Source organism: Paenibacillus oralis, from assembly GCF_003863965.1.
Lineage (GTDB): Bacteria > Bacillota > Bacilli > Paenibacillales > Paenibacillaceae > Fontibacillus > Fontibacillus oralis.
Map to the genome: position 1 here is coordinate 3662767 of NZ_RRCN01000001.1, position 26529 is coordinate 3689295.

Here is a 26529-nt window from a genome sequence, read left to right on the forward strand (position 1 = left end):
ATCAGACGCCGTCCCTGCCAACCGAACCGGCAAAAAAGGCGGCCCCACACCCGTTAAGAGGCGGTGTGGGGCCGTCTATTTGCCCGGAAACCGCGTTTAAGCCGCCATTTCTATTTAGAATATTATCCGCACCAAAGTTTCTCGCACACTCCAAATGCACTCTACTCCAAATTTACACTCTCGAACGCACTTCCTGGCGCATGAACAGCACGTAGGACAGGCCGAAGCAGATCATTGTGGCCGCAAGCAAACCGGTGAGCTGCGGCCAGATCAGCAGCAGGCTTTGCCCCAGCGACAGCGGGCTGGCAATCGCTCCGATGAGCTGGTCCATCGTCAGCGGCCCCAGCGAGCGGACGCCGGGGGACAGCATCGTTGTGATCGTCTCCGAAAACAACTCCGTCGGGGACAGCCGGTTCAGCGTCAGGATAAAGTTCATTTGCCGCAGCTGCACGTCCGCCGCCGCCATTTGCGAAACGGCCGTGGCGCTGTCGATCATGTTGATGATCATGCTGTAAAAAATCGTGAAAAACAGCCAGACGGCAATCGAAGAAAGCGCCGAGGTGGCCGCCTGGCGGAAACGGATCGAGAACAAAATCGCCAGACATAGCCAGAAGCCGATGTAGACGACCGCGATCAGCAGGAAGATGAGGATCCGCCCGAATTCCTCCGGCGTCGGCGGATACCCGATCGTCATCAGGCCAAGCCCCATCACCAGGAATCCCAGCGAAAACACGACGATCCCAATCATGAACAGGGACGACACAAACTTGGCTTTGATAAAATCGTCCCGGTAGATCGGCTGCGACAGCAGCCGGCCCAAGGTGCCCTTGTTCCGCTCGGAATTGACGGCGTCAAACCCGAGCGTAATGCCGATCAGCGGCCCCAGCCAGGACAGGAAGGTGGCAAAGGACGGCACCGCCAGGGAGGAACTGGTCAGCGTGTACATTTTCAGGAACAAAAAGGTGTCTCCGCCTCCGCTGTCACTCGTGGCGCTGCCGCCGGCGATCGCGGTGACCGCGGAATAAATCGAGCCGATGCAGGCCAGGACGATGATCCCCATCAGGATGCCGAACCTCCAGCTGTGAAGATGATCGCCGAGCTCTTTTTGCACCATCACCCAAAACGAGGAAGAGGAGCGCACCCGGACGCCGCTTCCGTCTTCCGCATCGCGGCGGGGAAGAAGCTCATGCAGCGTTTTTTGCATCCGCTTCCGTATATCTTTCAGATGCAGCGTTTCCTTCACGGAAGAAAAGTTCCACGCCATCTTGCCGTTAGGCATCATTACTCTCCTCTCCTTTCGAAGTATCGATGGTAAATGTCATCCAAACCATACGCTTTGCGCCGGATGTACACGAGCTCCGCTTCGGCGCGGATGACGGTTTCGGCGATTTGCGCCGTCAGGTCGCGGCTGCAGGCGACCGTCGCGGTAACGCCTTGGTCATGCTCCGCGCCATCCGCCTCCGAATAGCGGATTTCCTGTACGCCGTCCAGCTGCTTGATTTGGTCCGCGAGCGCTTCCGTCCAGGTTTTGGTGCCTACCTCGATGTAAGTTTTGCCGTCTTCGTCCAGCTGTTTCGACAACGTTTGGATATCGCCGACGGCAATCAGCTTGCCCTGAACGAACAAGCCGACCCGGTCGCAGATTTGCTGGACCTGATGCAAATGATGCGAAGACAACAGCACTGTCAGCTTCTCGTCGCGGCTCAGTGAGGAGATCAGCCCCAGCAGCTCGCGGACCCCTTCCGGGTCGATGCCAAGCGTCGGTTCGTCGAGGATGACGACCTCCGGGTTTTTGATCAATACGTCGGCCAGTCCCAGACGCTGCCGCATCCCGCGGGAGAACGCCCCGACCTTTTTGCCGCTGTGCGCGGTAAGGCCGGTTTTCTCCAGCAGCTCTCCGGCCCGCTGGACGGCTTCTTTTTGCGGAGTTCCGTTCAGTCTGGCGGTATATACCAAATTGTCCAGCGCGGTCCGGTCCTCGTAGAAGCCGATGTCGTCAGGGAGGTAGCCGACAATCCGTTTCACGCGGAGCGCTTCGCGCGCCGGATCGAAGCCGCAAATCCGGGCGTGCCCGGAAGTCGGCTCGGTCAGCCCCAGCATCATGAGGATCGTCGTCGTTTTTCCGGCGCCGTTCGGGCCAAGCAATCCGAAAATTTCCCCGCGCGAAATACTTAGGTCGAGATGGTCTACGGCGGTGGCTTCTCCGTATTTTTTGGTTAACTGGCTGAGCTGCACGACAGGTTGACCATCGGCGGCAACCACTGTGGGATTCATGCCGGTCACCATCGTTTATCTTCTCCCGTATTTCCGGAACAAGTAGTAAATCCCCGCGCAGACGGCCAGTATGATGAGAACTCCCACCCATCCCCATAATACGGACGATTTCACCGTCACCCGCAGATCGGCGTTCGCGCTTTTATTGGCGGAAGAAGCGGTCAGGCTGACGACGTAGTCTCCGGCCAGCGCTTTTTCGCTCGATTTGATCGTGGCCTGGACCTGCTTGCTCTCTCCGGGGGCGATGGCATTGATCGTGGACGGTTCAAAGGAAACCTCCCAGTCGGTTGGCGCGCTCGACGAAAAAGAAAGGTCCTGCAGATCGGCCGAACCGGTATTTTGCACCACAAACGTCAGCTTGCGTTCGGAGCCCGCTCTAACGTCCGTGCTAAGGACTTCATTGGATGTCGTAAACTTCATATCGTAGGTGCCGGTAACGACCGCTTCGATGCTTGCATTTGCCGTCGAGTCGCCGCTGGCGGCCGCGATCGGGATATCGTAGGTGCCGGCTTTGATTTGTTCCGGCGGCTTGACCTCGATCGAGATCGTTTTTTCCGCGTTCGGTTCGACTTCCACGGAGGTCACGCTGTTGGAATCCGCTTTGAACCGGACGTCCCAGCCTTGCTCGGCCTGGGCGGTTAAGGCGTAAGTTTGTTTTTGCGTCGTCCGGTTCCGCAGCATCGCGCTGTACGTGAACGTGGAGTCGGAATGGCCCTCCATGTTCGCTTGATCCAGGGTTAGCTCCGTTTTGAAGGTGCCTTGCTCCGAGACGTTGACGACGAGCGGAAGCGTGGTCTGATCAGCTTTCAAAGTAAAGGCATAACGGCCCTTATCGACCTTCAGCGGCACTTCCAAGTCCAGTGTAAAAGTTTGCGATTCCCCGGGTTTTACGGCAAGCCGGGAAATGGCCCGCCCGCCTGCGGACATGTCATAGGTCCAATCCCTGTGCGCGGTCTCCAGCGACAGGCTGGCGGAAGCGGTGGCCGACCCGTGGTTGACGAGGTCGATCGAATAAGAGACGGTTTCGCCGGGAGCGGCCGACCACTCGAGATACGGGGTGTACAGCTCCAGCGAGCCGGCCGCGGAAGCTTTGCCCGAGCCGCCCAGAGCGCTGCCCCCGAGCGCAGTAAACAAGATGAGCAGCGTCAGCGCCGCTTTTCGAAAAAATTGAAGCATCTCTTTGATCCCCCTATGGCTAAAATGTTGTTTCATAAAGGATACGAACGGGAAAACGGGTTGGATTTATTCGCCGGGAAAAAAGACTCAACCTAATAATCAGTGTTTGACATTCAAGCCGGCAACTGATCGTGGAAAGAAATGGCGGAAGAGCGTTGAAAGCAGAGCAATATCCGTTGTCAGGACGCTTTGCACGATTATCCCGTTTGATCAGGAAGCAGAGAAGAAGATAACTTCAGGTGAAGGAGATAAATTTGTGAGAAGTAGATATGTTTAGGAGAAGAAATGTTCGGGAGAAGCAGTTATGTTCGAGATCATTAGACAGGTTTTGGAGAAGAAGGTTTAGGAGAAGTGAAGCAGACCTGACAGGAGGGATAGGGCAAGACACCGGGAAAAATGAAAAGACCGTGATCTTGCTGCAGCCTGAAATCCGTTTGTAGCAACGTCTGTACCGTTCAAGCATTTCTATTAGGCTGCAGCCGCGAGGGGCTGATTCGGTTGATGTGCGATCAGCCGGCGGTAAGGAATCGCCGGAATCGCCACACACATGTGCAGCAACTGCTGCCGCATCGTTTCTTCCGCTCCGGGCAGGCAGCCGGCGGCGTACGGATGTGTAAGCTGACATCGGGACGGATTACGCCCATACTAATCGCTGTTCACCTTCACGTCTCCAGAGAGCAGCTCCCGGGCATCGAACTCTAGGGCGGCATGGCGTATTGTGTGCAGCATCGACCAGGCGGTTTTGTAGATGACCCGGATCACCTGGCGCAGCCGCATCGCTGAGATGCCGTCAGGGAGCTGCAACAACTCCAGCGCCTGAAACCACTTCACCAGGGGGAGATGCGTTCCTTTAAAAATCGTGCCGACCAAAGCCGATGTTTGATGCTTGCACTTTCCGCACTCGAATAAGGGGATATGCCGGGAAGTCAGACGGCTGCACCGGGTGTGAGCGCAGCGCGGACAGACAAAGCCGCTTGACCTCTTCATCGGGATCAACGCTTCCATGCAGTCCTGCTCGCTGTTATAACGGCTGCTGAATGGTTGAAGATCCGTTCCCGCATTGACCTCCATATCCGCTCGCCCCCAAATCAAGAATAAACGAACGTGAGTTCGATTTATTTCATTATACCAAACATACGTTCTCTAATCAAGTCGAAAATCTCGCCTGGACCGCCTCATTTTTTCCTTTTCTTTTTTTCTTTATCCCGTACACTAGTCCTCACCCCCGCCCCCTGAACGAAAGGTATAATCGTGCAAAGGCAGGCTGCAGGCAGGGACACCGAGACACGAACGCTATAGACAGCCCCTCAGGACAACCACCTAAAGTCATCATTTATTTCGTCAAGCAATGATCTCAGTTTTGAGCCGAAAAAAAATTAGGGTTTTCAAAAGGAAGCGTTTTTGGTAAAACGAAAATTAAATAGGAAGGGGAGAATAATTTGCGGGAGGGAAGGGAATGGACCTGCAAAATGAAGAGATGACGCGGCGCCTGCGCGAGATGTGCGGCGGTTCGGTGCAAGCGTTTGATGCGTTTTACGCTGAGTTTTCTCCATTTGTGATGCAGGTGGCCAGCCGTTTGGTCGGAGAACGGATGGAAGCCGAGGATGTTTGCCACGAAGTATTCATCGAAGTACTCCGCCGAGGCAAAGATTACGATCCGGCCCGCGGCTCGATCAAGGCATGGCTGGCCGTCATGACGCGGAGCCGCAGCCTCGACCGGATGCGGCGCAAGGCACGGTTGGAATACCCCGGGGATGAGGCGTTGCAGCGGAAAACGGAAGGGGCCGGCGGTTCGGGCGAAGACGAGGTGTTGTCCAGACTGGAGCGCGAAGCGATCCGCACCGCGATTTATACGCTGCCGGAGCCGCAGAAAAAAGCGATCATGGGCTCCTATTACGCGCTGCGGACCCAGCGCCAAATGTCGGAGGCCTGGAGCGTACCGATCGGCACGGTGAAATCGTGGGTCCGGTACGGGCTGCACAATTTGCGCAAGCAATTGGAAAAACAGGGCTGGGGGGATCAGCTGGAGGGAGGGAATCCGCATGAGCGGACGACACATCGATCCTAGCACCAGCGGGGTGAAACGGAAAGCGGACGATCCGGGTGCCTGCGTCCGCTTGTATTCGGAGCAAGAGTGGATCGACTGGCTGCTGGGCTCGCTGGCGGCGGTGAAACGTTCGGAGATGGCGGCTCATTTAACTTCATGCGCGGTCTGCCTTGAGCATAAGCGGCGCTGGGAAGAAATTTTGGACATTCGCGGCGGCGGCCAAGACGCCGCGGATGAGAAGACGAAAGAACCGGCTTATGCTCTGGCGTACGCCGGCGAAGATTACGGTCTGCCGGCCAAGGTCCCTTCCGACTCGATCCGCAGAAAACTGCGCCTCCGGGTACAAATGACCGGGTGGCGGCTCGGCGTTTCCCGTTTTTTTGCGCACCGCTGGAAATGGACGGTATCGTTTGCCGCTGTTTTGATGGTGCTGATCGGGATAGGGGTCGGTATCGGCCGCTTGACGCAGCCGGATGCTAAGTGGGACCGCTATGTGCAAACCTATGAGCCCGAGGCGCTGCCGGTGATGTCCAAGCCGGGGACGATATCTTATCAGATCGATATGGGGCGGCTGGAGCCGGACGGCGGCATGGTCTGGTATAACGCCGATTCCCGGGAGATGCTGATGCTGGTCGGCGGGCTCGTCCCGGATAAAGATCAACTGGTGAGGGTATGGATCGTCAAGGAGGGCATGCGCGACAGCCTGGGCCTCTTGCAGTACCACGCCAACCGGGCCCATCTTTACGTCAAGGACAAAACATTAAGCGACGCCGACAACCTGGAGCTTACGATCGAACCGGCGGGCGGTGCGCCGGAAGGAAAGCCGCTTTTGAATACAATCTCTTTGGATTTGCTGGGGCGTTAGCCGTCCGCCGGGTGGGGCATGGACACAAAAAGAGCGCGAGCGCTGGGGATAATCCTGGCGGCTCGCGCTTTTTCGGCGATTAGACTTGTTTCGGACGGGAATACAATTCCTCCAGCATGGCCAACAGCTTTTTGTAATTCGTCAAGGTTTGCTGATCTTCGACCTTCGTGCCGGATTGGTAAAACACGATATCCCCTGTACCTTCGTTTAATTGCCGCCTTGCTTCGAGGATGCGTTTTAAGTTTTTGGCGGTTCCGAAACTCCCCGAGATGATATCCACTTCCGGCGGAAACAGCTGTCTAAGGCTATTTTCAAAATAAGGGAAATGCGTGCAACCCAGAACAACGGTTCCGTACTGGGTCAGATCCAAGGAGGACAATTGCTCCTGCAAATAGGGCACTGCGATTTCTTCGGCGAATTCGAACTTTTCCGCAAAACGAACCAAACCGGGTAAAGGCAAACTTTCCACGATGTCCTCGTGGCCGATTCTTTTGACAAGATTATGGAACTTCTCCTCGTTAAGCGTTAATTGCGTCGCCAGCACCAAAACTTTTTTGCGCCGGCCTTCCCATTTTTGCACCGCGGGTTTTACGGCCGGTTCTATGCCCACGATCGGAATATCGAATTTCCGGCGGAGATCCTCGATCGCAATGCTGGTTGCCGTATTGCAGGCCACGACCAAGGCCTTTACGCCTTGGCTCACAATAAAATCCGCCGCGTCAAAAATATACCCCTTAACCTCTTCCTTCGGTTTTTCGCCGTACGGGACGTGCAAGGTATCCGCATAAAAAATGTAATCCTCGTTCGGCAGCAGCCGCAGCGCCTGGTGAAGCACGGTAATCCCGCCGATCCCGGAATCCAAAAATCCTATTCTCACTGCTTTCACTCTTCTCGTTAATGATTTCTGTTTTATTTTAGCACTCATGCCTTAACTGTACCATTTATAGTTATTTCCTCTGAAAGGGACATGGTTTATTTTACGATATTGCCGTGCTTCCCGTAAGGTCGATATTCACTACCCGGCATAAAAAAGGCGTTTTCGCTTGTTGCGGATATATCGAAAGGGATAGAATGGGGGTATGGAAATTTAGCTGGAAAGGAGCGGACTCCTGTATGGATCAGCTTGTATTTATCGGCACCGGCGACGCGATGGGGGTTCCGAGAGTATATTGCGAGTGTGCGGTTTGCGAGGAGGCCCGAAGCTCGGGCGTCAACCGGAGATACCGTTCCCTGGTTTCGGTCGAGGGGGAGGAAGGGAACTTCCTGATCGACTGCGGCCCGGATTGGCGGACGGGAATGGAGCGGAGAGGCCAGCGTTTTGCGGAGCGGATTTTGGTGACGCACGCCCATTTTGACCATATCGGCGGGTTGCCGGAATGGGCCGACGCCTGCCGCTGGCTAAACCGGAGAGGACAGTTGTACGCGCCGCTGGAGGTGCTGGACACAATCGTTCTCCAATATCCCTGGCTGGGAGGACAACTCGATATGCATGCGGTCGATGACGGCATCATCCTCGGCGGATGGCAAATCCGCGGCTGGAAGGTGTTTCACGGAAAAAACGGGTTTTCGTACGCCTACCGGCTCGAGAAAAACGGCTTCTCTTGGGCCTACTGCTCCGATTCGATCGCTTTGCCGGAGGAGCAGCGGGTGCCGCTGCACGGTTTGGATTTGCTGGTGCTGGGAACGAGTTTTTACCGGGAAGAGGCCGAATTTTCCACCAGATCGGTATATGACGTCACCGAAGCGCTGGAGCTGCTGCGCGAAATCCGGCCGAAGCGGACGCTGTTCACCCACATGTCGCATGACATCGACCTCCGCCGCGATTACGGCTTGCCGGCCGGCGTGGGGTTTGCTGGAACGGGGATGTGCGTGGGGCTGGAGGGTCTGAGGGGGAATTGAGAAGCAGGAGGAACCGGTTGAGATAGTGGTAAAAAAGAGGTTATCCTTGGTTTTGCCGGATCAGACGCGCGGCTTTACAAGGATAACCTCTTTCTTTTAGCGGATTTAAGCTTCCGGATTCAGCACGAACTTGTCAATAACGTGTTTGACGCCGTCCTCATTGTTGCTGAGCGTCACGAAATCGGCAATTTCCTTCAGGGCCGGGATGGCGTTGCCCATTGCCACGCCGAGGCCGGCGGCCTCCAGCATTTCATGATCGTTCCAGGAGTCGCCGATGGCGATCGTTTGCGACAGGTCGCAGCCGAAATGGCCGGCCAGGAATTTCAGGGCATGGCCTTTGGTGCCTTCCTCGTGCATGATCTCCAGGAAATTCGGCTTCGATTTCGTGATATGCACGCCTTTGCCCAGCAGCTCGCGAAGCTCCGGGGCGATCTCGTCGAGAAAATCGGGCTCGTCGATGATCAGCATTTTCGGGGTCGGCTGTTCGACCAATTTCTCGAAATCAGGTTCGATATAATAGCGGGTCCGGTTCAGGTTCGTGTAGTCGATCAGCTTCTGATTTTCTTCACGGGCGTACAGCTTGTCGTCGATGTAAGTCTGCAGATGCAGGTTGCGGCGGATGCAGTATTCAAACAGCTTGCGGGCCGCTTCCATCGGGACGTAACGCTCGTAGAGCACCTTTTCGTCCATCAGGTTTTTGACCAGCGCCCCCTGGTACGTAATGATCGGCACATTGAGTCCGGTTTGGCGCGCGATCGCCTGCGCGGAAGCGTAGGCCCGGCCGGTCGCCAGCGTGACCACGACGCCTTTTGCCACCGCCTTCTCCAGCGCCTGCTGGGTGGCCGGAGTCACCTCCTTGTCGTCGTTGATCAAAGTATCGTCAATGTCGATCGCTATCAGTTTGTACATGGTTTCTCTCCTTCTATTTTGCTAAAAGCGTCCTATTCCTCAAGGAACACCAGTCCGACAAAGTCGTCAAATTCCAAATTGCCGAAATAATGCTTCACGTCGATGCCGGCCAGCGCGGCGCGTACGGCCTCTTCCTCGTATTTTACGCCCCGCAGCTTGTCCTCGATGTCGGTGACGTCGCCGACGCCAAAGAAGTCGCCGTAAATCTTGATCTCCTGAATATGCCCGTCCTTGATGTTCATGCGCAGATCGATGATCCCGACCGGGAATTTTTTCGCGTGTTTGACGTTGCACTCCGGCGACAGACCGTAGTTCCAGTCCCAGTTTTTGTAGCGCTGGTTGGAGATTTCGCGGATTTTGGCCCAATCGCTTTCGGTCAATTTATATTGCGGCACCGCTCCCGGCTCCATCCCGAAAATATGGCGCAGCAGCTCGGCGCGGAACTCTTCGATCGTCATTTTTTTGTCCAGAAAATCAATGATGTTGGCGACCCGGCTGCGCACGGATTTGGTGCTTTTCGATTTGAATTTCTCCGGATTGGCGTGAAGCGAAGCCTGCACATTGTCCAAATTGAGGTTAAACATCAGCGTGCCGTGGCTGAACATCCGCCCGCGCGTGGAAAATTGAGCGTTGCCGGAAATCTTTTGCTCCCCGACCTGCAGGTCGTTGCGCCCGGTCATTTCCGCGTTGACGCCCAGCGATTTCAGCGCCTCCACGACGGGTTCGGTAAATTTGCGGAAATTGTGGAACGATTGTCCGTCATCTTTTGTAATGAAGCTGAAATTGAGGTTGCCCAGATCGTGATACACCGCTCCGCCCCCGGAAAGACGGCGGACGACCTGCACGCCGTTTTCCTTGACGTATTCGGTATTGATTTCCTCGATCGTGTTCTGGTGTTTGCCGATGATGATCGACGGGGCATTGATATAAAAAAGCAAATAGCTGTCGTCTTCCAGCGGAAGATGTCTGAGGGCGTATTCCTCGATGGCCAGGTTTACGGACGCATCGGTAATCCCCTCGTTGTCGATAAATAACATAGGTTTGCTTCCTCCTATCCTTTTCGCCTGCGGACGGCCGAACACATCGTTCGAGCGTTTCCGCAATCTATGAAAACAGCTTTACTTCTATTGTAAACGAATCAGCCTTGAAACCAAAGAGTAGTTTCAGCTCGCGTTTTTTGCGGATTGACGGGGGCTGGCCGGAACTTCATAATGAGGGCATTGGTGAAAGTGGCAGGACTTACGGAACCGGAAAAGAGGAATGATAAACGTGTTGGAAATTTACGGACACGGGGGAGACCTGGAAACGGCAATGCTTAGGTACGGCGCGGCGGCCGGCGGATTTACGGATTTTAGCGCCAACATCAACCCGCTTGGTCCGCCCCCGGGGCTGCTGGCAGCGCTCAGGGAAGCGCTGCCGGAGGTGGTGCGGTACCCGGATCCCGGGCACCGGCGCCTTGTCGCGCTGCTGGCGGAACGCCACCGGCTCGCGGAGCCGTCGTTTGTCATCGGCAACGGGGCAGCGGAAAATATGGCGCTGGCGCTGCTTGCCCTGTCTCCGGGAAAAGTGGGGATCGTCGAGCCCTGTTTTTCGGAATACCGCAGCTTGTCGGAGCAGTTTGGCGCGGAGGTGGTTTCGGTGTTCGGCACGGAGGCGCGCGATTTCAAGGCCGACCCGGACGAGGTGGTGCGGCTGATCCGCGACACGGACATGGTGTTTGTCGGGCAGCCGAACAATCCCAACGGGGTGCAGTACGGTTTGGACGAGCTGCGGCGGTTCGCTGAGGCCGGGGAAGCGTACGGCACCTATGTGGCGGTGGACGAAGCGTTTATCGATTTTATCCCGGAAGGGCGGCGCTGCACCTTGCTTCCCGAATTGGGAGCGTACCCGCATCTGATCGTCATCCGCTCGATGACGAAGTTTTACGCAATCCCGGGGCTCAGGCTTGGGTTTGCGGCGGCGCATCCGCAGTTGGCCGCAGCGATGCGGGACAAGCAGGTGACGTGGAGTGTAAACATGCTGGCGCTCTTGGCCGGCGAAGTTTGTCTGCGGACGGATGCTGATTATGAGCGGGCCACGATCGTATTGGTTGAGCGGCAGCGCGAACGGCTGCGCAAGGCGCTCGGGCGGCTGGGCTGCCGGACGTGGGCGGGGGAAGCGAACTTTTTGCTCGTCCGCTTGCCGGAGCCCTGGACCGCGGAACGGATGCAGGAAGCGCTCGGGCGGCGCGGGGTGCTGGTGCGCAGCTGCGCGATGTATCCGGGGCTCGGGGGGCGGGATATTCGCGTTGCCGTGAAGGATGAGGCGGCCTGCGCGAAGCTGGTTCTGGAAATAGGGCAGGTAATGGGAGAACGGAGGGGTTAAAAGTATGACGATGCCTTTTGTGACGGGGGAACCGGGAGCCGTTTATAACTCGGAGGTATGGCCGGGGCTGCGCCTTCATTTTGAGGAGCGGCATTTGCTGCTGGAGGCCCCGGAAGAGCTGGATAGCCTCAGCAGTTCGGTGTTTGGCGGCGGGCCGGGGGGGTTACGGCGGATGGTCAACATTTATGTTGACCGGACTTACCGCTGCGACGATCCGCAGCGGGATATTACGGCGCTGCTGCGCGAGTGGGGATATCCGGCGGCGGGGACCGCCGGATTGCTGACGGCCGTGCAGCTGCGGTACGCCGCGGTGGCGGAGGAGCGCGGCGGGGATTTCGCCGTCTGCTGCTGCGTGACGGCGGGGACCGGGAATGCCGCGCGGGCCGGCGTGCGGCGGACGACGTTCCCGGCCTCCTGGACGCCGGGAACGATCAATATCATGCTGGCCGTGGACGGCCGGCTGACGCCGGCGGCGATGGTGAACGCCGTGATCACGGCGACGGAGGCCAAAACGGCCGCGCTTGCGGATCTCGGCGTGCGCGACGCCGAGAACGGCCTTGCGGCCACCGGCACCACGACCGATGCGGTCGTGCTCGGCGTGAGCCAGCGGGCCGGCTGGCCGCTGCTGCACGCGTACGCCGGCACCGCCACGGACCTGGGCGGCACGGTGGGCCGCCTGGTGTACGCCGCCGTGACGGAGTCGCTGCACAGGGCGGAGGCGAGAGCGGGAACGGGAGCGGTGGTGCGTCCATGACGGCGGCGTGGTGGGTTTTGCCGGTCGCGTATTTGCTCGACCGGCTGCTCGGCGACCCGCGCTGGCTGCCCCATCCCGTGATCGGGATGGGCAAGGCGGTCGCCGCGCTTGAGGCGGCGCTCCGCCGCCTCGTCCCTCCCCGCCGCTACCGCGCGGCGGGGGTGTTGCTGCCGCTGCTGGTCGCCGGCGGCAGCTTTGCCTTGACCTGGGCAGCGCTGCGGCTCCTGGCCCAGGTCAGCCCGTGGCTCGCGGCGCTGGCGGAAGCCGCGCTGATCTGGACGACGATCGCGGCCAAAGGCCTGCGAGACGCCGGCATGGACGTGCACGGCCACCTGCTGCGCGGCGACCTTCCCGCGGCCCGGCGATCGCTGGGCATGATCGTCGGCCGCGACACGGCGCACCTGGATGCGCCGGAAATTACGCGCGGCGCCGTCGAGACGGTCGCGGAAAACATCGTCGACGCCGTGGTGTCGCCGCTGTTTTTCGCGCTGCTGGGCGGGGCCCCGCTGGCGATGGCTTACCGGGCGGTCAACACCCTCGATTCGATGGTCGGCTATAAAAACGACAAGTACATCGATCTCGGTTGGGCTTCCGCCCGGCTGGACGACGTCGCCAACTTTATCCCCGCCCGGTTGACGGCGCTGCTGCTGATCGCGGCCGCCTGGACGCTCCGGCTCGACGCGGCCCGGGCTTGGCGCACGGTGCGCCGCGACGCTCCGAAGCATCCGAGCCCGAACAGCGGCCGCCCGGAGGCGGCCGTCGCCGGAGCGCTCGGGGTCCGGCTGGGCGGCGAAAACAGCTACCGCGGCGTCGTTTCGTTCCGCGCCTATATGGGCGACAAAACCCGCGAGCTCGAGCCTGAGGACATCCCGCGCACCGCGCGGCTGCTGTTTTGGGTGGCCGGTGCCTTCGTCTTGCTGGGCACGGTGCTGTGGATGTGGTGGAGCGGAGGTTTTGCCTGGATCTAGCGGCTTGATCCTTAAATGTAACGGAACTTTATGTTCTTATTATCTGGAGTCTAGCCTGTTCATCACAATTAGCGGAATTTTATGGCCTTATTTTCCAATGAACGCTGCAAAAAATGTCCATTCTTCTGCATTTCGAGAAAATAGAGACATAAATTTCCTCTAATTTTCTTAGCATGGGGGATATCGCCGAAATAACGCCAATTTTTTCCCCTATGTTTCCGCCTGAGTTTCCAACAGGCTAGTACACAGGATAATTGTCGAAATAAAGTCGAAAAAACCACTTGACAAGAATGAAAGCGCATTCCATAATGACGATATAGAAATAGAACGACGTTCTCCAATATAGAACGATGATAAAGGAGAGAGGTCCTTAGCCCATGGAAGAATCCAAAGTAAAGTCCCTATCCAAAGCGTTGGACGTGCTGGAGTGCTTTTCCGTTGACGAGCCGGAGCTGGGCATCACGGAGATCTGCAACAAGCTTGGTTTGTACAAAAGCAATGTGCACAACATCGTATCCACTTTCGAAAAACACGGTTATTTGACCAAAAATCCGCACACCAACAAATACAAGCTGGGTCTCAATATCCTGAAGCTCAGCAACATTATCAGCAGCAACCTGCACGAAAGAGACTTCATCCAGCCGCACATCAAGCAAATCGCCAACGAAACGGACGAAATCGTATATTACGCCATTCTGCACAATAAACAGGTGCTCTATCTGGACTATGCCTGCACGTCCGGGACGATCATGGAGACGTCCAAGATGGGCGTCATGGCTCCAGTGTACTGCACCGCGACGGGAAAAGCGATGCTGGCTTTTTTGCCGGACGACGAACTTGAAAGTTTGCTGCAGGACGATTTTACGCAATTTACCGAAAACACGATCACCAATAAAGAGGCGATGCGGGCCGAACTGATCAAATCAAGAAAAAGGGGGTACTCGGTAGACAACATGGAGCATGAATACGGAATCAAGGGCGTCGGTGTTCCCATTATGGACAGAAGAGGGTATCCGTTCGCGGCGATCAGCATATCCGGTCCTTCCTTGCGGTTTGACGAGGACAAAATCGAGTTTTTCGCCGGCCTGCTGAAGCAGCATAAGCAACAAATCGAAAGACAGCTGCCTTAATCTCATTGTATGCCTGAAAGGGGTGACTCCGCTTTTTTTACGCAATATTAAGAACGATGTTCTATAATGTGGAACGTTTTCCATCATTTATACTTTGAAATCTAAGGCAGGAGGTAGACGAATGGAGACGATCGGAAAGAAAAATAGCGAAAAATGGATTGCGTACGCTTTTATGGCCCCCGCGCTGCTGCTGGTCTTGATGGTATCGTTTTATCCGATCGCCGTGGCCATGAAATGGAGCATGTACGAAACGGAATATGTAAGAACGGGAGCTTATGTGGGCGCCGGCAATTTTCTCTCCATTTTCAAAAATGAAAGCGGTCTCAAAAATATCGGAAATTCATTTGTCTACGTATTCGGATCAATTCTAATCGTAGTTCCCCTAAGCACGCTGCTGGCTGTTCTGTTAAATATGAAAATCAAGTTCAGAGTTTTGTTCAGAACGGCGATCATCTTGCCTTGGGTCATTTCGCAAACGGTTACGGCGCTGCTGTGGAAATGGCTGATCAACGCCAACTATGGTCCCGTGAATTATGTGATCGAGCGGTTCGGCGGCGCCAAGATCGATCTGCTCAGCACCGGCGGGGGAGCCAATCTCGCGCTGATCGCCGCCAACGTTTGGAACACCTTCCCGATCGCGCTGGTGCTTATTTTGGCCGCGCTGCAGACGATTTCGTCCGAGCTTTACGAAGCGGGGCGGGTCGACGGAGCGACCGGCTGGAAGTCGTTTACGCACATCACGCTGCCGCTGATCAAACCTACGGTTCTGGTCACGTTGATCATGCTTAGCCTGGAGTATTTTAACATGGTGACATTAATTTACGTCTTTACCGGCGGCGGACCGTTCAGCGCGACGGAGACGTTAAGCCTGCGGGCGTTCAAGGAAGGCTTCGAATATTGGAACATCGGCATGGGTTCGGCGTTCAGTGTCCTGCTTTTCGGCTTCAACATCATTTTGAGCTTGCTATATGTGAAAGCGCTTAAAAACAAAGAATAGCGAACACAAGAAAGGGGGGGCGGCTATGCAAAGCAGGCTCATGTCCAACGGAAAATGGTTTAATTTCCTCGTGTATATCGTATTGATTTTAAGCTCCGCCTTTGCGCTTATCCCGATTTTATGGGCGGTCAGCACATCGCTCAAGTCCGAGTCGATGATCGTGCAGTATCCGCCGCAATGGGTTCCGGCGCAGCCTACTTTCGAGAACTACGCCAACGTGCTGTTTCATTCCAACTTTCCCCGCTATTTTCTGAACAGCATACTGGTCGCGGCCGTTTCCATTCTGGCTTCCCTGTTTATCTCCGCGCATGCGGCGTACGCGGCTTCAAGATTTCATTTCCGGGGCAAAAAAATAATCCTGTTCCTGATTCTCATGACTTCGATGATTCCGGGCATAGCCATTCTGATTCCGCTTTATTTAACCGCCGTCAAGGCCGGTTTGTATGACACCTTTATCGGCATGATCCTGATTTACACGGCCTGGCGAACGCCGATGCTGATTTGGGTGCTGCGCGGATTCTTCGACTCCGTCCCCAAGGAGATCGAGGAAGCGGCCAAGGTCGACGGCAGCTCGCCGCTTCGCACCTTCTACCAGCTTATTCTTCCCGTATCCCAGCCCGGCCTGGCCGCCGGCGCACTGTTGTCCGCCATCTATGTATGGAACGATTTTCTCGTGGCCTTTTCCTTTACGACCAAGGACGAGTTGCGGCTTCTGTCCGTCGGCCTGTACAACTACATTACCCAGTACGGGATCAACTGGGGACAGCTGATGGCCGCCGTGGTCATCTCGGTCATTCCGGTAGTCGTATTGTTTGTCTGTCTGCAGTCCAAATTCGTGGACGGCTTATCCGCGGGGGCGGTCAAAGGGTAATCGGCGGTGTCAAGAGGGACAACCTCTTCACATAACTAAACGACTGGGGGGTATTAAACATGAAAAAGCTTTGGGCCTTCATCTTTACCGTGGTGATGATCGGGGCGCTGGCCGGTTGCGGCAATTCGGGGGGAGGGGAAACGCCGGGCGGCTCAAACTCGCCGGGCAATTCGGCAGCCGGCGATGCCGGGAAACCTGCCCAGCTAAGATTGTGGACGTTCCTTAACCCGGAGCAGCAGGACGATCCGCGATCGGCGGCGTTAAAAAGCATCGTCGAGAGCTTTAACGCCAGTCAGAGCGACATCAAAGTTTCGGTTGAAAGCGTTCACTTTTCCAAGATCGATTCCCAGGTTATTCAAGCGACCGCTTCGGGCGGCGGACCGGATATTTTGAACGTGTACACCGATTTGTTGAAGATGCATACCGAAGCCAAGACGATTCAGCCCATTACCAAATACGCGGCGGAATGGCTGGGTCAGGAAGGCAAAGACGATTATATCTATTCGGCGGACCAGCTTAAGCTGAACGGCGAAATTATGGCGATGCCTTGGGAGGCGAGGGTATTCACCTTATTCTACCGGAAAGACCTTTACGACACGGCCGGTCTGAAAGCTCCGGAAACGCTGCCCGAGCTGCTCGCAGCATCGAAGCAGGTGGGAGACGGCAGCCGGCTGGGATTCGCGGTCGGCATGTCCGAAGGAGCGAACGCGGCATCGTTCATGGAGACCTTTATTCCGATTTTGCGGGCGGCGGGCGGCCAGATGTTCGACGCGGACGGCAAAGCGGTGTTTAACGATGACGCCGGCGTCAAAGCGATCAATTTCCTTAAAGACATGGTGGACAGCGGGGCGATGAACAATCAGACGATTTCGATGACGGCCGACGACATCACAAGCGGGCTCAAAGCCGGCAACATCGCCACAGCGGTGTCGGGAACGATGCGCGCTTCGGCGATCAGAGGCTCCGAGATCGGCCAAAACATCCTGACGATGCCGATGCCTCCGTTCGAAAAAGGGCAACCTGCGCCGACCATGGTCGCCGGCCAGACGCTGGCGATCGGGGCGAACACCAAACATCCCGATCAGGCGTGGGAGTTCATTAAATATTACTTGAGCAAAGAATCGCAGATCAAATGGGCCGAGGCCGGCGTTATGCCCGTGCTGTCCTCCGCTTACGAGGATGCCGCGGTAACTGCGTTGCCGAACTACGAGGAACTGCTGCGCTGGAAGCAGGAGGCAAGCGAAAGCGGTCAAATCGTTTTCTATCCGGCGGATTATACCCTTTTGAGCACGGATCTGGCCAAAGCGGCGCAAAGAATTATTTTCCAGAACGCTCCGGCCAAGGAGACGCTGGACGCGGTTGCGGGCAACTACAACGCCGGCAAGCATTAACCAAATCAAACTTATACGTATGGGAGGAAGAGAACATGGTGGAAAAAGAGTATGATGTCATCGTCATGGGCGGAGGCCCTTCCGGTTTTATCGCGGCGATTGCCGCGGGCAGGACGGGGGCGCGCACGCTGCTGGTGGATAAGAACGGTTTTCTGGGGGGCGCTGCCACTTCGGCGGCGCTCGGTCCCATATCTCCTTTTCATATTCGGGACGAACAGGTCGTCAAAGGTATTCCGCAGCAATTCATGGATCGAATGGTCGAGTACGGCGCGAGCCCGGGGCATTGCAAAGTGCTTGATCCTTACGGCAGCGGGGCTTATCTGGGCTTTTTCGACCGGGAGAGATACAAATATATCGCTTACGAAATGGTCAGGGAAGCCGGCGCGGACGTTCTGCTGCATTCCATGTTCAGCGGCACGCTTACGGAAGGCGACCGGGTGACCGGCGTGAAGGTCGTCAACAAATCCGGCGAAAATATTTTGAAGGCTAAGGTGGTCGTCGACGCGACGGGGGACGGGGACGTGGCCAGCGGAGCCGGCGCGGAGTTTGTGCTGGGGCGGGCCAAGGACCGGAAAATGCAGCCATCGACTTTGATGTTCGAAATGGGCAATGTGGATACGGAGAAGCTTTATCAATATATCCTCGCTAACCCGGACGATTTCGAATGGAAATCCGACGTTATTCCGATCCGGAAATATTCGGACAGGCTCGTGAGTAAGTATTTCGTCGCGCAAGGGTTCAAAAAGTTCGTGAAGCAGGCGGTAGACAACGGGGAACTCCATATCGGGCGGGATTCCATCCTGCTGCTGAATTCCGTTCATCCCGGGGTCATTCATTTCAATTCCACGCGGGTGATCGACGTGGACGGCACAAACGCCGATTCCAGAACGGCGGGGGAGATCGAAGGCCGCAGACAGGTTGAATCGATCGTCAAGTTCATGAACAAATATGTGCCCGGTTTTGAGCATGCCTTCTTAAGCATGACCGGCAGCGAGCTCGGCGTGCGCGAATCCCGGCATATCGTCGGCAACTATGTGCTGCAGGCGGACGATGTGATCGGGGGCAGAAAATTCGACGACGTCATCACGAGAGGTTACTTCCCGATTGATGTGCACAATATGGCGGGCAAAGCAGGGTACGGCGATCCGGAAACCGCGGGAGCGTGGATCGACATCAAGGACTCCTATGACATTCCTTACCGCTGCCTTGTGCCGGTCAAAGTCGACGGGCTGTTGATGGCGGGGAGATGCATCTCGGCGACAAGCGAAGCCCACGGCTCCTTCCGCACGCAAGGCAGCGTGATGGCGATCGGGCAGGCGGCCGGCACGGCGGCGGGGCTGAGCGCCAAGCAGGGAATCCAGCCGCGGGAGCTGGATATCAAGGAGCTGCATGCCGAGCTGCTGAGCAACGGCGCATCCTTGCGCCGCGACCCGGAAGCGGTGGAGAGAGAAACGCGGAACGCACAGAAATATGCGGCGGAATTTTTGCAGGCGAACAAACGCCACATTACGCCAAACATCTAAAGCCATCTCACTTGGATTAGCAGCGACAATTAGGGGAGGATGGGAACGGGGGAATCCCCGGGCCCATCCTTTTGGCTGTTTAGGCAGGGGGGGCGGCACGATCTGTAGGACGCCCGGGTTGCCGCAGCCGCTATTTTCGGCGTAACCTTGTCAACCTTACTAACCTTACTAACCTTACTAACCTTACTAACCTTACTAACCTTACTAACCTTACTAACCTTGCTAGCCTTACTACCCTTGTCGCTGCCAGGGCGATAAGGAAAAGTGAAAATTGGGTCGGCTAAAGCTGCCAAGCCTTGGCTTTGAGGAGTATAATCAGGGGAGAAACTTTAGAGCGGCGAAAGCGAAAGGAGAGAGGACGGTGCGGATCGAATGGTGGCTCGTCCGCCACGGATTAACCGAGTGGAACGTACAGCATCGGTACCAGGGGCAAAGCGACCTTGCGCTTCTCCCCGGTGAAGCGTCCGGGCTTAAACCGCTGCGCCGGGAATTGGCGGGGGTGGACTTCTCTGCCGTTTACGCGAGCGACCTGCTCCGCTGCCGGCAAACGCTGGAATACGCCCGCCCTGATCTGGCGGAACGCTGCGTGGCCGACCGCCGTTTGCGGGAAATGGATTTCGGGGCGTGGGAGGGCCGGACGTACGAGATGTTGAAGGACAACGCCCTGTACAGGGCCTGGGTTGACGACCCGCAGCAGGTAACGCCGCCGGGCGGCGAATCGTGGCAAGCGTTTCGGGCGCGGATTGAGGCCGTGCGTCAGGAGCTGGCGGCATGTTCGCAAACTTTGGCCGCGGAGGGAAGGAGCCGCAGGGAAGACGCCGGAGAGATGCGGGAAAGCGCAGCGAGGACACGTCTAGACGCCAAATTGATGTGTGAGAACGCCAAGGTGATACGTGATAAGGTGATGCCTGAGAACGCCAAGATGATGTGTGAGAACGCCAAGGTGATGCCTGAGAACGCCGAAACGATGGGGGAAACGGCCGAGGCGATGCAGGAAAATGTAGAGGTTTCGGGAGAGCATACTGAGGTCGCAAGGGAAATGGCCGAGACATTGTGGAAACGTACCGAGGCGATGAGCGAACATGTTGATGTGAGGCTTGAGACAAGCAAGGTTTTCACGCGGAACTCCCGAACGGTACGGCTGCTGATCGTCACCCACGGCGGGGTCATCTCGCTGTTGTCGGCGATGCTGGAGCCTGGGCTGGGTTTTTGGGATACTCGGCTGCCCCCGGGCGGGATCAAGCGGCTTTATTGGGAATAGCGATTCTAACGATGGGATTTAACGAAGTTTCCATAATGTTTTGATTGGAAATATCCAATGAAATTAGAAATCTAATGGCAAAGTTACGGTTTGATTGGATTTTTTCCAATAGAACTGGAAATCCAATGGTAAGTACAGTGGTTTGATTGGATTTTTTCCAATAGATCAGGTTCGGCAAGGCGCAAAATGGACGGTTTGAGCGAAATCTATTGGATATTTTCCAATGAGAGCTCCGAATGTCATGCGATTTCCGTCAATCTATTGGATTTTTCCAATGAGAGATGGGGAACGGCGCTGGCGCAGGGGAGCTTTGGCGTCCGGTACGCGATAATTATGGTGGGGGAGATTGATCCTCGCTACTACATATATCACTTGAAAAGAAAGGCGGGATCGGTTTGACCGTACCGAATATGGACTTTAAGCTTGGGGTGTTGGATATGGTTCCGAAGCTGCCGGGCCATAGCGCCGAGGAGGCTTTGGAGCAGGCTGTGCTGTTGGCGCAGCGGGTGGAAGAATGGGGATACGTGCGCTACTGGACCTCGGAGCACCACGACATGGAGATGCTGGCTAGCGCCTCCCCTGAGGTGCTGTTGTCCCATATCGGCGCGCGAACAAGCCGGATTCGGCTCGGATCGGGCGGCGTGCTGCTGCCGCATTACAGTCCGCTGAAGGTGGCGGAGTGCTTTCGGCTGCTGGCCGCCCTCTATCCGGGCAGAATCGACCTCGGTATCGGCCGGGCACCTGGCGGAGAAGCGCATGCCGTCATGGCGCTTAGCGGTAACTTTTTGGAGCGGGTGGCCCATTACCGCCAGTTGGCCGGCGATCTTGCCGCCCTGCTCCAGGACGAGTACCGCTATGAGGACCACCCGGTCCAAGCCCGGCCGATTCCGCAAACGCCGCCCGAGCTTTGGATGCTGGGCACAAACGTCAAAAGCGCCCGCTTTGCCGCCGAGCTCGGCACGGGGTACGTGTTCGGTCGCTTTATGAGCGAAACCGACGGCATCGAAACGCTGAAAGCGTACCGGGATGCCTTTCGGCCATCGGCTTTTCAAGCGGTGCCTAGAGCTATTCTCGCGGTCAGCGTGATTTGCGGCGAAACCCGGGAGGAGGCCGAAGCCATCGCCGCCGGTGTTGAAGCGGCATATCGTGCCCGCGGCGGCTCCCCCTTCAGCGGATTTGCCGGGACGGCTAATCAAGTAATGGAGCAGCTGGCGGAGATGCAGCGCCAATACGGCAACGAGGAATTCCTGATCGTGACGCCGATTCCCGATTACGAGAAGCGGCTGCGGTCTTACCGGCTTCTTGCGACATAAGTTGCGGTGTGTCTAAGCTCTCCGTTGAAGGCAGCACGTATTACCTCCAGGTTTCTTTGGAAGGACTGGAAACTTAACTGGATCAAATGCAAAAGTGCATTTTAACTCACTATAAACTTCTATTTTTGAGCGATCGAAATGCAAAAGTACATCTGATTTGGGGCTCTCGGATCAAAAAGTATCTTTTACCCGGAAATGAAATGCACTTTTGCAGTTGAGTCGCCTATTTCGGGGAATTTCGACGAAATTCGCATGCACTTTTGCATTTCGCGGGATGTGGCATAGCCCTTTGGTTAGCACGTCCCTTAGATTGACATAACCTCAGGTTGACTATCCCTTAGGTTGGCATGTCCCTCAAATTGGTATAACGCCGGATTGGCATACCCTTGGATTGGCATACCCTTGGATTGGCATACCCTTGGATTGGCATGACCTCGAATTGGCATTACACTCCTAAAGGATAAACAAGCCCCTGGGGGTGGTCAGATTTTCATTTCATACTTGACGGGTAAGAATAATTGGTTTAATATGATGAAAAATCGTTCACAGCTCATTATCTTAGCGCTAAAAGAAGTCTAAGATATGCCTTGGACTGCAGCCGATTGGACCGCCAAAGGCTTCCGGAAGTTTCCCTTTTAGAGGGGCTTTCGGGAGCCTTTTATTTTTGTCAAAGGAGGTGGTACCTATTTCCGGTTGTCATGCGGAATGGGAGCTGCTGGAGGAAGCCGACTGGCTGTTCCGCAAAATGGTCAGACGGTTCGTGAAGGAAAGGGACAAAGTGGAGGTTGAAGGCATCACGCTCCCGGGGCTGCTCGTCCTGCAAAAAATGATTCGGGAAGGGCCGCAGCGGCTTGGAGATTTGGCGGAGGAGCTCGATTTCACCTCCGGGGCCGTGACGGGGCTTTGCGACAAGCTGGAGCAAAAAGGGTTCGCCCGGCGGGTCCGCCAGACGCTCGACCGGAGGACGGTATGGCTGGATATAACGGAGCAGGGCAGGGAAATGATGGCCCGCAACCGCAATATCGGCGCGTCGTGCATCACGCTGCTGTTTAACGCCTTCTCCGCGGAGGAGCTAAAGCAAATGGCCGGCCTCTTCCAAAAGCTGACCGGGAATCTGGAGCATTTCTCCGGTACGCTGAACGCGCTGGCGGAGAGCAATGCCGGACAAAAGCCGGGCGAAGGCGACAAGCGCGCGGACCAGGGGCTAGAGTTGGGCCGGGAGCAGGGACTGGGCCAGGACCAGGATCGGGATCAGGATCGGGATCAGGATCAGGATCGGGATCAGGATCAGGATCGGGATCAGAACCAGGACCACGACCAGGACCAGGATCACAATCAGGATCACGATCACGACCAGGTCAACAGCCATAACAAGAACCAGGTCCGGAGCAGATTTTTAACTTATTGAAGGAGTGAAGAACATGGGGCATCCGACGATTTATCCGACAGGGGCAACGATTTACAAGCCGGAGAAAGCCTATAGCGGCTACACGATTTATCAGGCGGCCGAACAAGGCGCGCTGCTCATCGACATGAACGGGAAGGAGGTCCGTTTGTGGCAGGGGCTTCGTGGTTTTCCCAACAAACTGCTGCCAGGAGGCTACGTGCTCGGAAGTACGGCTGAACGCGATCCGCAGCACGGGTTCCAGGACGAGGCCGATCTCGTTCAGGTCGATTGGGACGGCAATATCATCTGGCGCTTCAACCGCCACGAATGGATCGAAGACCCCGGACATGAGCCGCAGTGGATGGCGAGAGCCCATCACGATTATCAGCGGGAGGGCAATCCGGTAGGGTATTTTACGCCGGGACTTGAGCCCAAAACGCTGAAGGGCAACACGCTGGTTCTGGTCCATAAAAATGTGCGCAACCCGAAAATTTCCGATAAATTACTGCTCGACGATTCGATCATCGAGGTCGATTGGGACGGCAATATCGTTTGGGAATGGAACTGCCACGAGCATTTTGATGAGCTCGGTTTTGACGACGCGGCGAAAAATGTGCTGCGCGAAGAACCGAATACCCGCTTTTTCGGCAATGAGGCCGGGGATTGGATGCACATCAACTCGGTGTCGGCGCTGGGACCCAACCGCCATTTCGATGAGGGCGACGAGCGCTTCCATCCGGACAACATCATTTGGGACGCCCGGGAAAGCAACATCATCGCCATTATCGACAAAAAAAGCGGGAACCTCGTCTGGAAGCTGGGACCGGATTATTCGGCACCCGAGGTCAAACACCTGGAGTGGATCATCGGCCAGCATCACGCCCATTTGATCCCGCGCGGCCTGCCCGGCGAAGGCAATCTGCTCGTGTTCGACAACGGCGGCTGGGGAGGTTACGGACTGCCGAATCCGGCGTCGCCGACCGGCCAGAAAAACGCTGTCCGCGACCACTCGCGCGTGTTGGAAATCGATCCGGTCACCCTTGAGATCGTCTGGCAGTATACGCCGACGGAAGCCGGTTTTCAGGCGCCGCTCGATTCCTACCGCTTCTACAGCCCGTACATCAGCTCCGCGCAGCGCCTGCCGAACGGCAACACGCTGATTACGGAAGGGGCGGATGGGCGGATTTTCGAGGTGACGCGGGAGCATGAGCTTGTGTGGGAATACATTTCCCCGTATAAAAACAAGCGGAACTCCAACATGGTCTACCGTGCCTACCGCGTTCCTTACGCTTGGGTGCCGCAGCTTCCGCATCCCGAGGAGCGGGCGATCGAGCCGCTCGACGTAGCCAGCTTCCGGGTGCCCGGCGCCGCGGCGAAAGGCACGGATTCGGTTGTCACCGTGGAAGGGACCGTCTCCTACGGCGAAGGCGCGCTTTGCGTCGCCCGGATTGATGAACGTCCGCGCACGGCTGCGGATCCGTCTTAACGGGAACCCATAAAGAAGAAAGGAGCGACCACGTATGGCCACATCCCCCAAAACGAAGGCAAAAACGGTGCTGAGCTTATTCTGGCTATTTACGGCCTTGCTGCTCGTCTTAAGCGGCTGCGGTTCGGCGAAGGAGGGGGCCCAGGCGGCGGCGAAGGCCGCGGGCGCAGGGAGCGCCGGGGTGCAAGACCGGCAGGAGCAAGCCCCCGTCAAATTGAATATCGCCGACATTTCCACCAATCCGGTACTGCGCACGGCGGTAAGCAAAGGTTTTTTTGAAAAATACGGCATTGAAGCGAAGCTGGTCACCTTCGCCACGCCGGCGGAAGGCATCAACTCGCTGTTCATCAAACAGGCGGACATCGCCTGGGGCGCCGATTTTCCGATTTTGAACGCCGTGAGTAAAGGGGAGTTTGCGATCATCGCCTCGACCGGCACCTCGACGGAACAAAACGCAAAACAGTGGAAGCTGTTCGTGCGGGACGAAATTGGCAAACCGGAGGATTTGAAAGGGAAGAAGCTGAGCTTTTTGCGCGGGACTTTTCTCTCCTATTTATGGGATGAATATTTGGCCGAACACGGCCTCGCCTTGGATGACGTTAAGCTCATCGGGCAGGGCGGCTCGGACGAAGCGTATATCGCTTTGAAAAAAGGCGAGGTGGACGCGGTCTGGGTCAGCGGCGCGGCGATGGTCGCGAAGTTCGAGGCCGCCGAAGGGGTCCGGCAACTGACCGACATGTCGCAGACGAAGGTGCGAATCGGCAGCCAAATCGTAGCGCCGGAAGCGTTGATCCGCGAGCGCCCGGAGGCGGTGGCGAATTTCCTGCGCGCCCTCGATGAAGCCTCGCGGTTCGTCAAGGAAAATCCGCAGGAGGTCGCGGACATTTTGTATAAGGAAGTCAAGCAGCCGAGGGAGTCTACGCTTAAGGACCTGGAGGTGCTCAATTGGAACGTCGATTTTACGGAGGCCGCTTACGAAAGTTTGACCAGGCAGAAAAAATATATGGTGGAGAACGGAATTATCGAAAAAGATTTTGAGCTGAAGGATAAAATCAAGCTGGAATTTCTGCGGGAGGTTTTGCCGGACCGCGTGACGCTCACGCCGTAAGGAGGGGGAAAGCATGTCTATGACATCGGCCTCGGCAAGCCGCACGATTTTGATCGAAGGACTGGGCAAAAGCTACAGCGATCAGCGTCCTGCGGGGAGCGGGGAGGTTCATTACATTATCAAAGATGTCGATCTGGTCGTCAGAGGCGGCGAGTTTTTTATCCTGCTGGGGCCCAGCGGCTGCGGCAAATCGACCCTGCTCAACATGATCGCCGGGTTCATCTCCAAAACGAGCGGCAGTCTGCGGGTTGGCGGTACGGATGTCGACCGGCCCGGGCGGGATCGGGCGGTCGTGTTTCAGCAGGCTGATTCCTCGCTGTTTCCCTGGCTGACCGTCCGCCAGAACGTCGAGTTCGGGCTGAAGATGAAAAAAGTGCCAAAGCAAGAGCGCCGGGCCGTATCTGACCGTTTTTTGGAGCTCGTCGGGCTGGCCGGCCACAAGGACAAATTTCCGAAGGAGCTGTCCGGCGGCATGAAGCAGCGGGTTCAACTGGCCCGCGTACTGGCCAATGATCCGGAAATCTTGCTCATGGATGAACCGTTCGGAGCTTTGGACGCCATGACCCGCCGGACGATGCAGAAGGAACTGGTGCGAATTTGGCGGCAGACGAACAAAACGGTCGTCTTCGTAACGCACGATATTCAGGAAGCGATCCTGCTCGGGGAACGGGTGGGCATCATGTCTTCGGGCCCGTCCTCCAATATTTCGCAGATTTACGAGATTCCACTCGCCTATCCGCGCGACGTGTCCACGGCGGAATTTTACGAGTATTACCGGCGGATTCAAGCTCATTTTGACGAATAAA

General features: G+C 56.5%; 24 protein-coding genes. 17 read left to right on the plus strand and 7 right to left on the minus strand.

Features of this window, described 5'->3' with window-relative positions:
• Positions 1–172 precede the first annotated feature (172 nt).
• From EHV15_RS16420 to EHV15_RS16435, 4 genes are all read right to left on the minus strand, one after another.
• On the minus strand, positions 173–1282 hold the full coding sequence (locus EHV15_RS16420; protein WP_246061638.1) for an ABC transporter permease: 1110 nt from the start codon (positions 1280–1282) through the stop codon (positions 173–175).
• Positions 1282–2286 carry an ABC transporter ATP-binding protein gene (locus EHV15_RS16425; protein ID WP_128632149.1) on the minus strand — a complete coding sequence of 335 codons (1005 nt, stop codon included), beginning with the start codon at positions 2284–2286 and terminating at the stop codon, positions 1282–1284. The genes EHV15_RS16420 and EHV15_RS16425 overlap by 1 nt, the downstream gene beginning before the upstream one ends.
• A 3-nt stretch (positions 2287–2289) precedes the next feature.
• Positions 2290–3450 carry a COG1470 family protein gene (locus EHV15_RS16430; protein ID WP_128632150.1) on the minus strand — a complete coding sequence of 387 codons (1161 nt, stop codon included), beginning with the start codon at positions 3448–3450 and terminating at the stop codon, positions 2290–2292.
• A 645-nt stretch (positions 3451–4095) separates the two neighbouring features.
• Positions 4096–4521, minus strand: a complete 426-nt coding sequence (locus EHV15_RS16435) for a transposase (protein WP_246061641.1) — start codon at positions 4519–4521, stop codon at positions 4096–4098.
• A 385-nt stretch (positions 4522–4906) separates the two neighbouring features.
• On the opposite strand from EHV15_RS16435, the gene EHV15_RS16440 reads away from it, so the two are divergent.
• Entirely contained in the window at positions 4907–5518 is a 612-nt protein-coding gene (locus tag EHV15_RS16440; RefSeq protein ID WP_128632151.1) for an RNA polymerase sigma factor, read from the plus strand.
• Complete coding sequence (locus EHV15_RS16445; protein WP_128632152.1) at positions 5493–6362, plus strand: anti-sigma factor; 870 nt, start codon at positions 5493–5495, stop codon at positions 6360–6362. The genes EHV15_RS16440 and EHV15_RS16445 overlap by 26 nt, the downstream gene beginning before the upstream one ends.
• Before the next feature lie 79 nt (positions 6363–6441).
• On the opposite strand, the gene murI is transcribed toward EHV15_RS16445, so the two are convergent.
• A complete protein-coding gene (murI, locus tag EHV15_RS16450) occupies positions 6442–7239 on the minus strand; it encodes a glutamate racemase (RefSeq protein WP_128632153.1) in 798 nt (265 codons plus the stop codon).
• Between the two features lie 236 nt (positions 7240–7475).
• On the opposite strand from murI, the gene EHV15_RS16455 reads away from it, so the two are divergent.
• Positions 7476–8261 (plus strand): MBL fold metallo-hydrolase, encoded by a 786-nt coding sequence (locus tag EHV15_RS16455; protein WP_128632154.1) that lies wholly within the window; start codon positions 7476–7478, stop codon positions 8259–8261.
• A 105-nt stretch (positions 8262–8366) separates the two neighbouring features.
• On the opposite strand, the gene EHV15_RS16460 is transcribed toward EHV15_RS16455, so the two are convergent.
• A complete protein-coding gene (locus EHV15_RS16460; protein ID WP_128632155.1) occupies positions 8367–9170 on the minus strand; it encodes a Cof-type HAD-IIB family hydrolase in 804 nt (267 codons plus the stop codon).
• A 32-nt stretch (positions 9171–9202) separates the two neighbouring features.
• Positions 9203–10207, minus strand: a complete 1005-nt coding sequence (lplA, locus tag EHV15_RS16465; protein ID WP_128632156.1) for a lipoate--protein ligase — start codon at positions 10205–10207, stop codon at positions 9203–9205.
• A 232-nt stretch (positions 10208–10439) separates the two neighbouring features.
• Between lplA and cobD the strand changes: the two genes are divergently transcribed.
• The 14 genes from cobD to EHV15_RS16545 all read left to right on the plus strand — a co-directional run bounded on the left by cobD (position 10440) and on the right by EHV15_RS16545 (position 26528).
• Positions 10440–11534 (plus strand): threonine-phosphate decarboxylase CobD, encoded by a 1095-nt coding sequence (gene cobD / locus EHV15_RS16470; RefSeq protein WP_246061642.1) that lies wholly within the window; start codon positions 10440–10442, stop codon positions 11532–11534.
• Positions 11535–11538: 4 nt separating this feature from the next.
• Positions 11539–12288, plus strand: coding sequence for an adenosylcobinamide amidohydrolase (locus EHV15_RS16475; protein ID WP_128632158.1), 750 nt, complete (start codon positions 11539–11541; stop codon positions 12286–12288).
• Complete coding sequence (gene cbiB, locus EHV15_RS16480) at positions 12285–13256, plus strand: adenosylcobinamide-phosphate synthase CbiB (protein WP_128632159.1); 972 nt, start codon at positions 12285–12287, stop codon at positions 13254–13256. Before EHV15_RS16475 ends, cbiB begins: the two co-directional genes overlap by 4 nt.
• A gap of 377 nt (positions 13257–13633) precedes the next feature.
• Positions 13634–14386, plus strand: coding sequence for an IclR family transcriptional regulator (locus EHV15_RS16485; RefSeq protein ID WP_128632160.1), 753 nt, complete (start codon positions 13634–13636; stop codon positions 14384–14386).
• A gap of 121 nt (positions 14387–14507) precedes the next feature.
• Entirely contained in the window at positions 14508–15383 is an 876-nt protein-coding gene (locus EHV15_RS16490) for a carbohydrate ABC transporter permease (protein WP_128632161.1), read from the plus strand.
• Between the two features lie 25 nt (positions 15384–15408).
• Positions 15409–16254: a carbohydrate ABC transporter permease gene (locus EHV15_RS16495; protein WP_128632162.1), complete on the plus strand. Its 846-nt coding sequence runs from the start codon at positions 15409–15411 to the stop codon at positions 16252–16254.
• A 59-nt stretch (positions 16255–16313) separates the two neighbouring features.
• Complete coding sequence (locus EHV15_RS16500) at positions 16314–17645, plus strand: ABC transporter substrate-binding protein (RefSeq protein WP_128632163.1); 1332 nt, start codon at positions 16314–16316, stop codon at positions 17643–17645.
• A gap of 35 nt (positions 17646–17680) precedes the next feature.
• Positions 17681–19168: an FAD-dependent oxidoreductase gene (locus EHV15_RS16505; RefSeq protein WP_218571233.1), complete on the plus strand. Its 1488-nt coding sequence runs from the start codon at positions 17681–17683 to the stop codon at positions 19166–19168.
• 361 nt (positions 19169–19529) lie between these two features.
• A complete protein-coding gene (locus tag EHV15_RS37355) occupies positions 19530–20429 on the plus strand; it encodes a histidine phosphatase family protein (protein WP_246061643.1) in 900 nt (299 codons plus the stop codon).
• A gap of 410 nt (positions 20430–20839) precedes the next feature.
• A complete protein-coding gene (locus tag EHV15_RS16520; protein WP_128635386.1) occupies positions 20840–21742 on the plus strand; it encodes an MsnO8 family LLM class oxidoreductase in 903 nt (300 codons plus the stop codon).
• Between the two features lie 664 nt (positions 21743–22406).
• The gene (locus EHV15_RS36555; protein ID WP_246061644.1) at positions 22407–23150 is read left to right on the plus strand and encodes a MarR family winged helix-turn-helix transcriptional regulator; all 744 of its coding nucleotides are present in this window, start codon (positions 22407–22409) and stop codon (positions 23148–23150) included.
• Between the two features lie 13 nt (positions 23151–23163).
• Positions 23164–24615 carry an aryl-sulfate sulfotransferase gene (locus EHV15_RS16535; protein ID WP_128632164.1) on the plus strand — a complete coding sequence of 484 codons (1452 nt, stop codon included), beginning with the start codon at positions 23164–23166 and terminating at the stop codon, positions 24613–24615.
• A gap of 34 nt (positions 24616–24649) precedes the next feature.
• Positions 24650–25723, plus strand: a complete 1074-nt coding sequence (locus EHV15_RS16540) for an ABC transporter substrate-binding protein (RefSeq protein ID WP_128632165.1) — start codon at positions 24650–24652, stop codon at positions 25721–25723.
• 19 nt (positions 25724–25742) lie between these two features.
• A complete protein-coding gene (locus EHV15_RS16545) occupies positions 25743–26528 on the plus strand; it encodes an ABC transporter ATP-binding protein (protein ID WP_128635387.1) in 786 nt (261 codons plus the stop codon).
• The last annotated feature ends 1 nt before the right edge of the window (position 26529 follow it).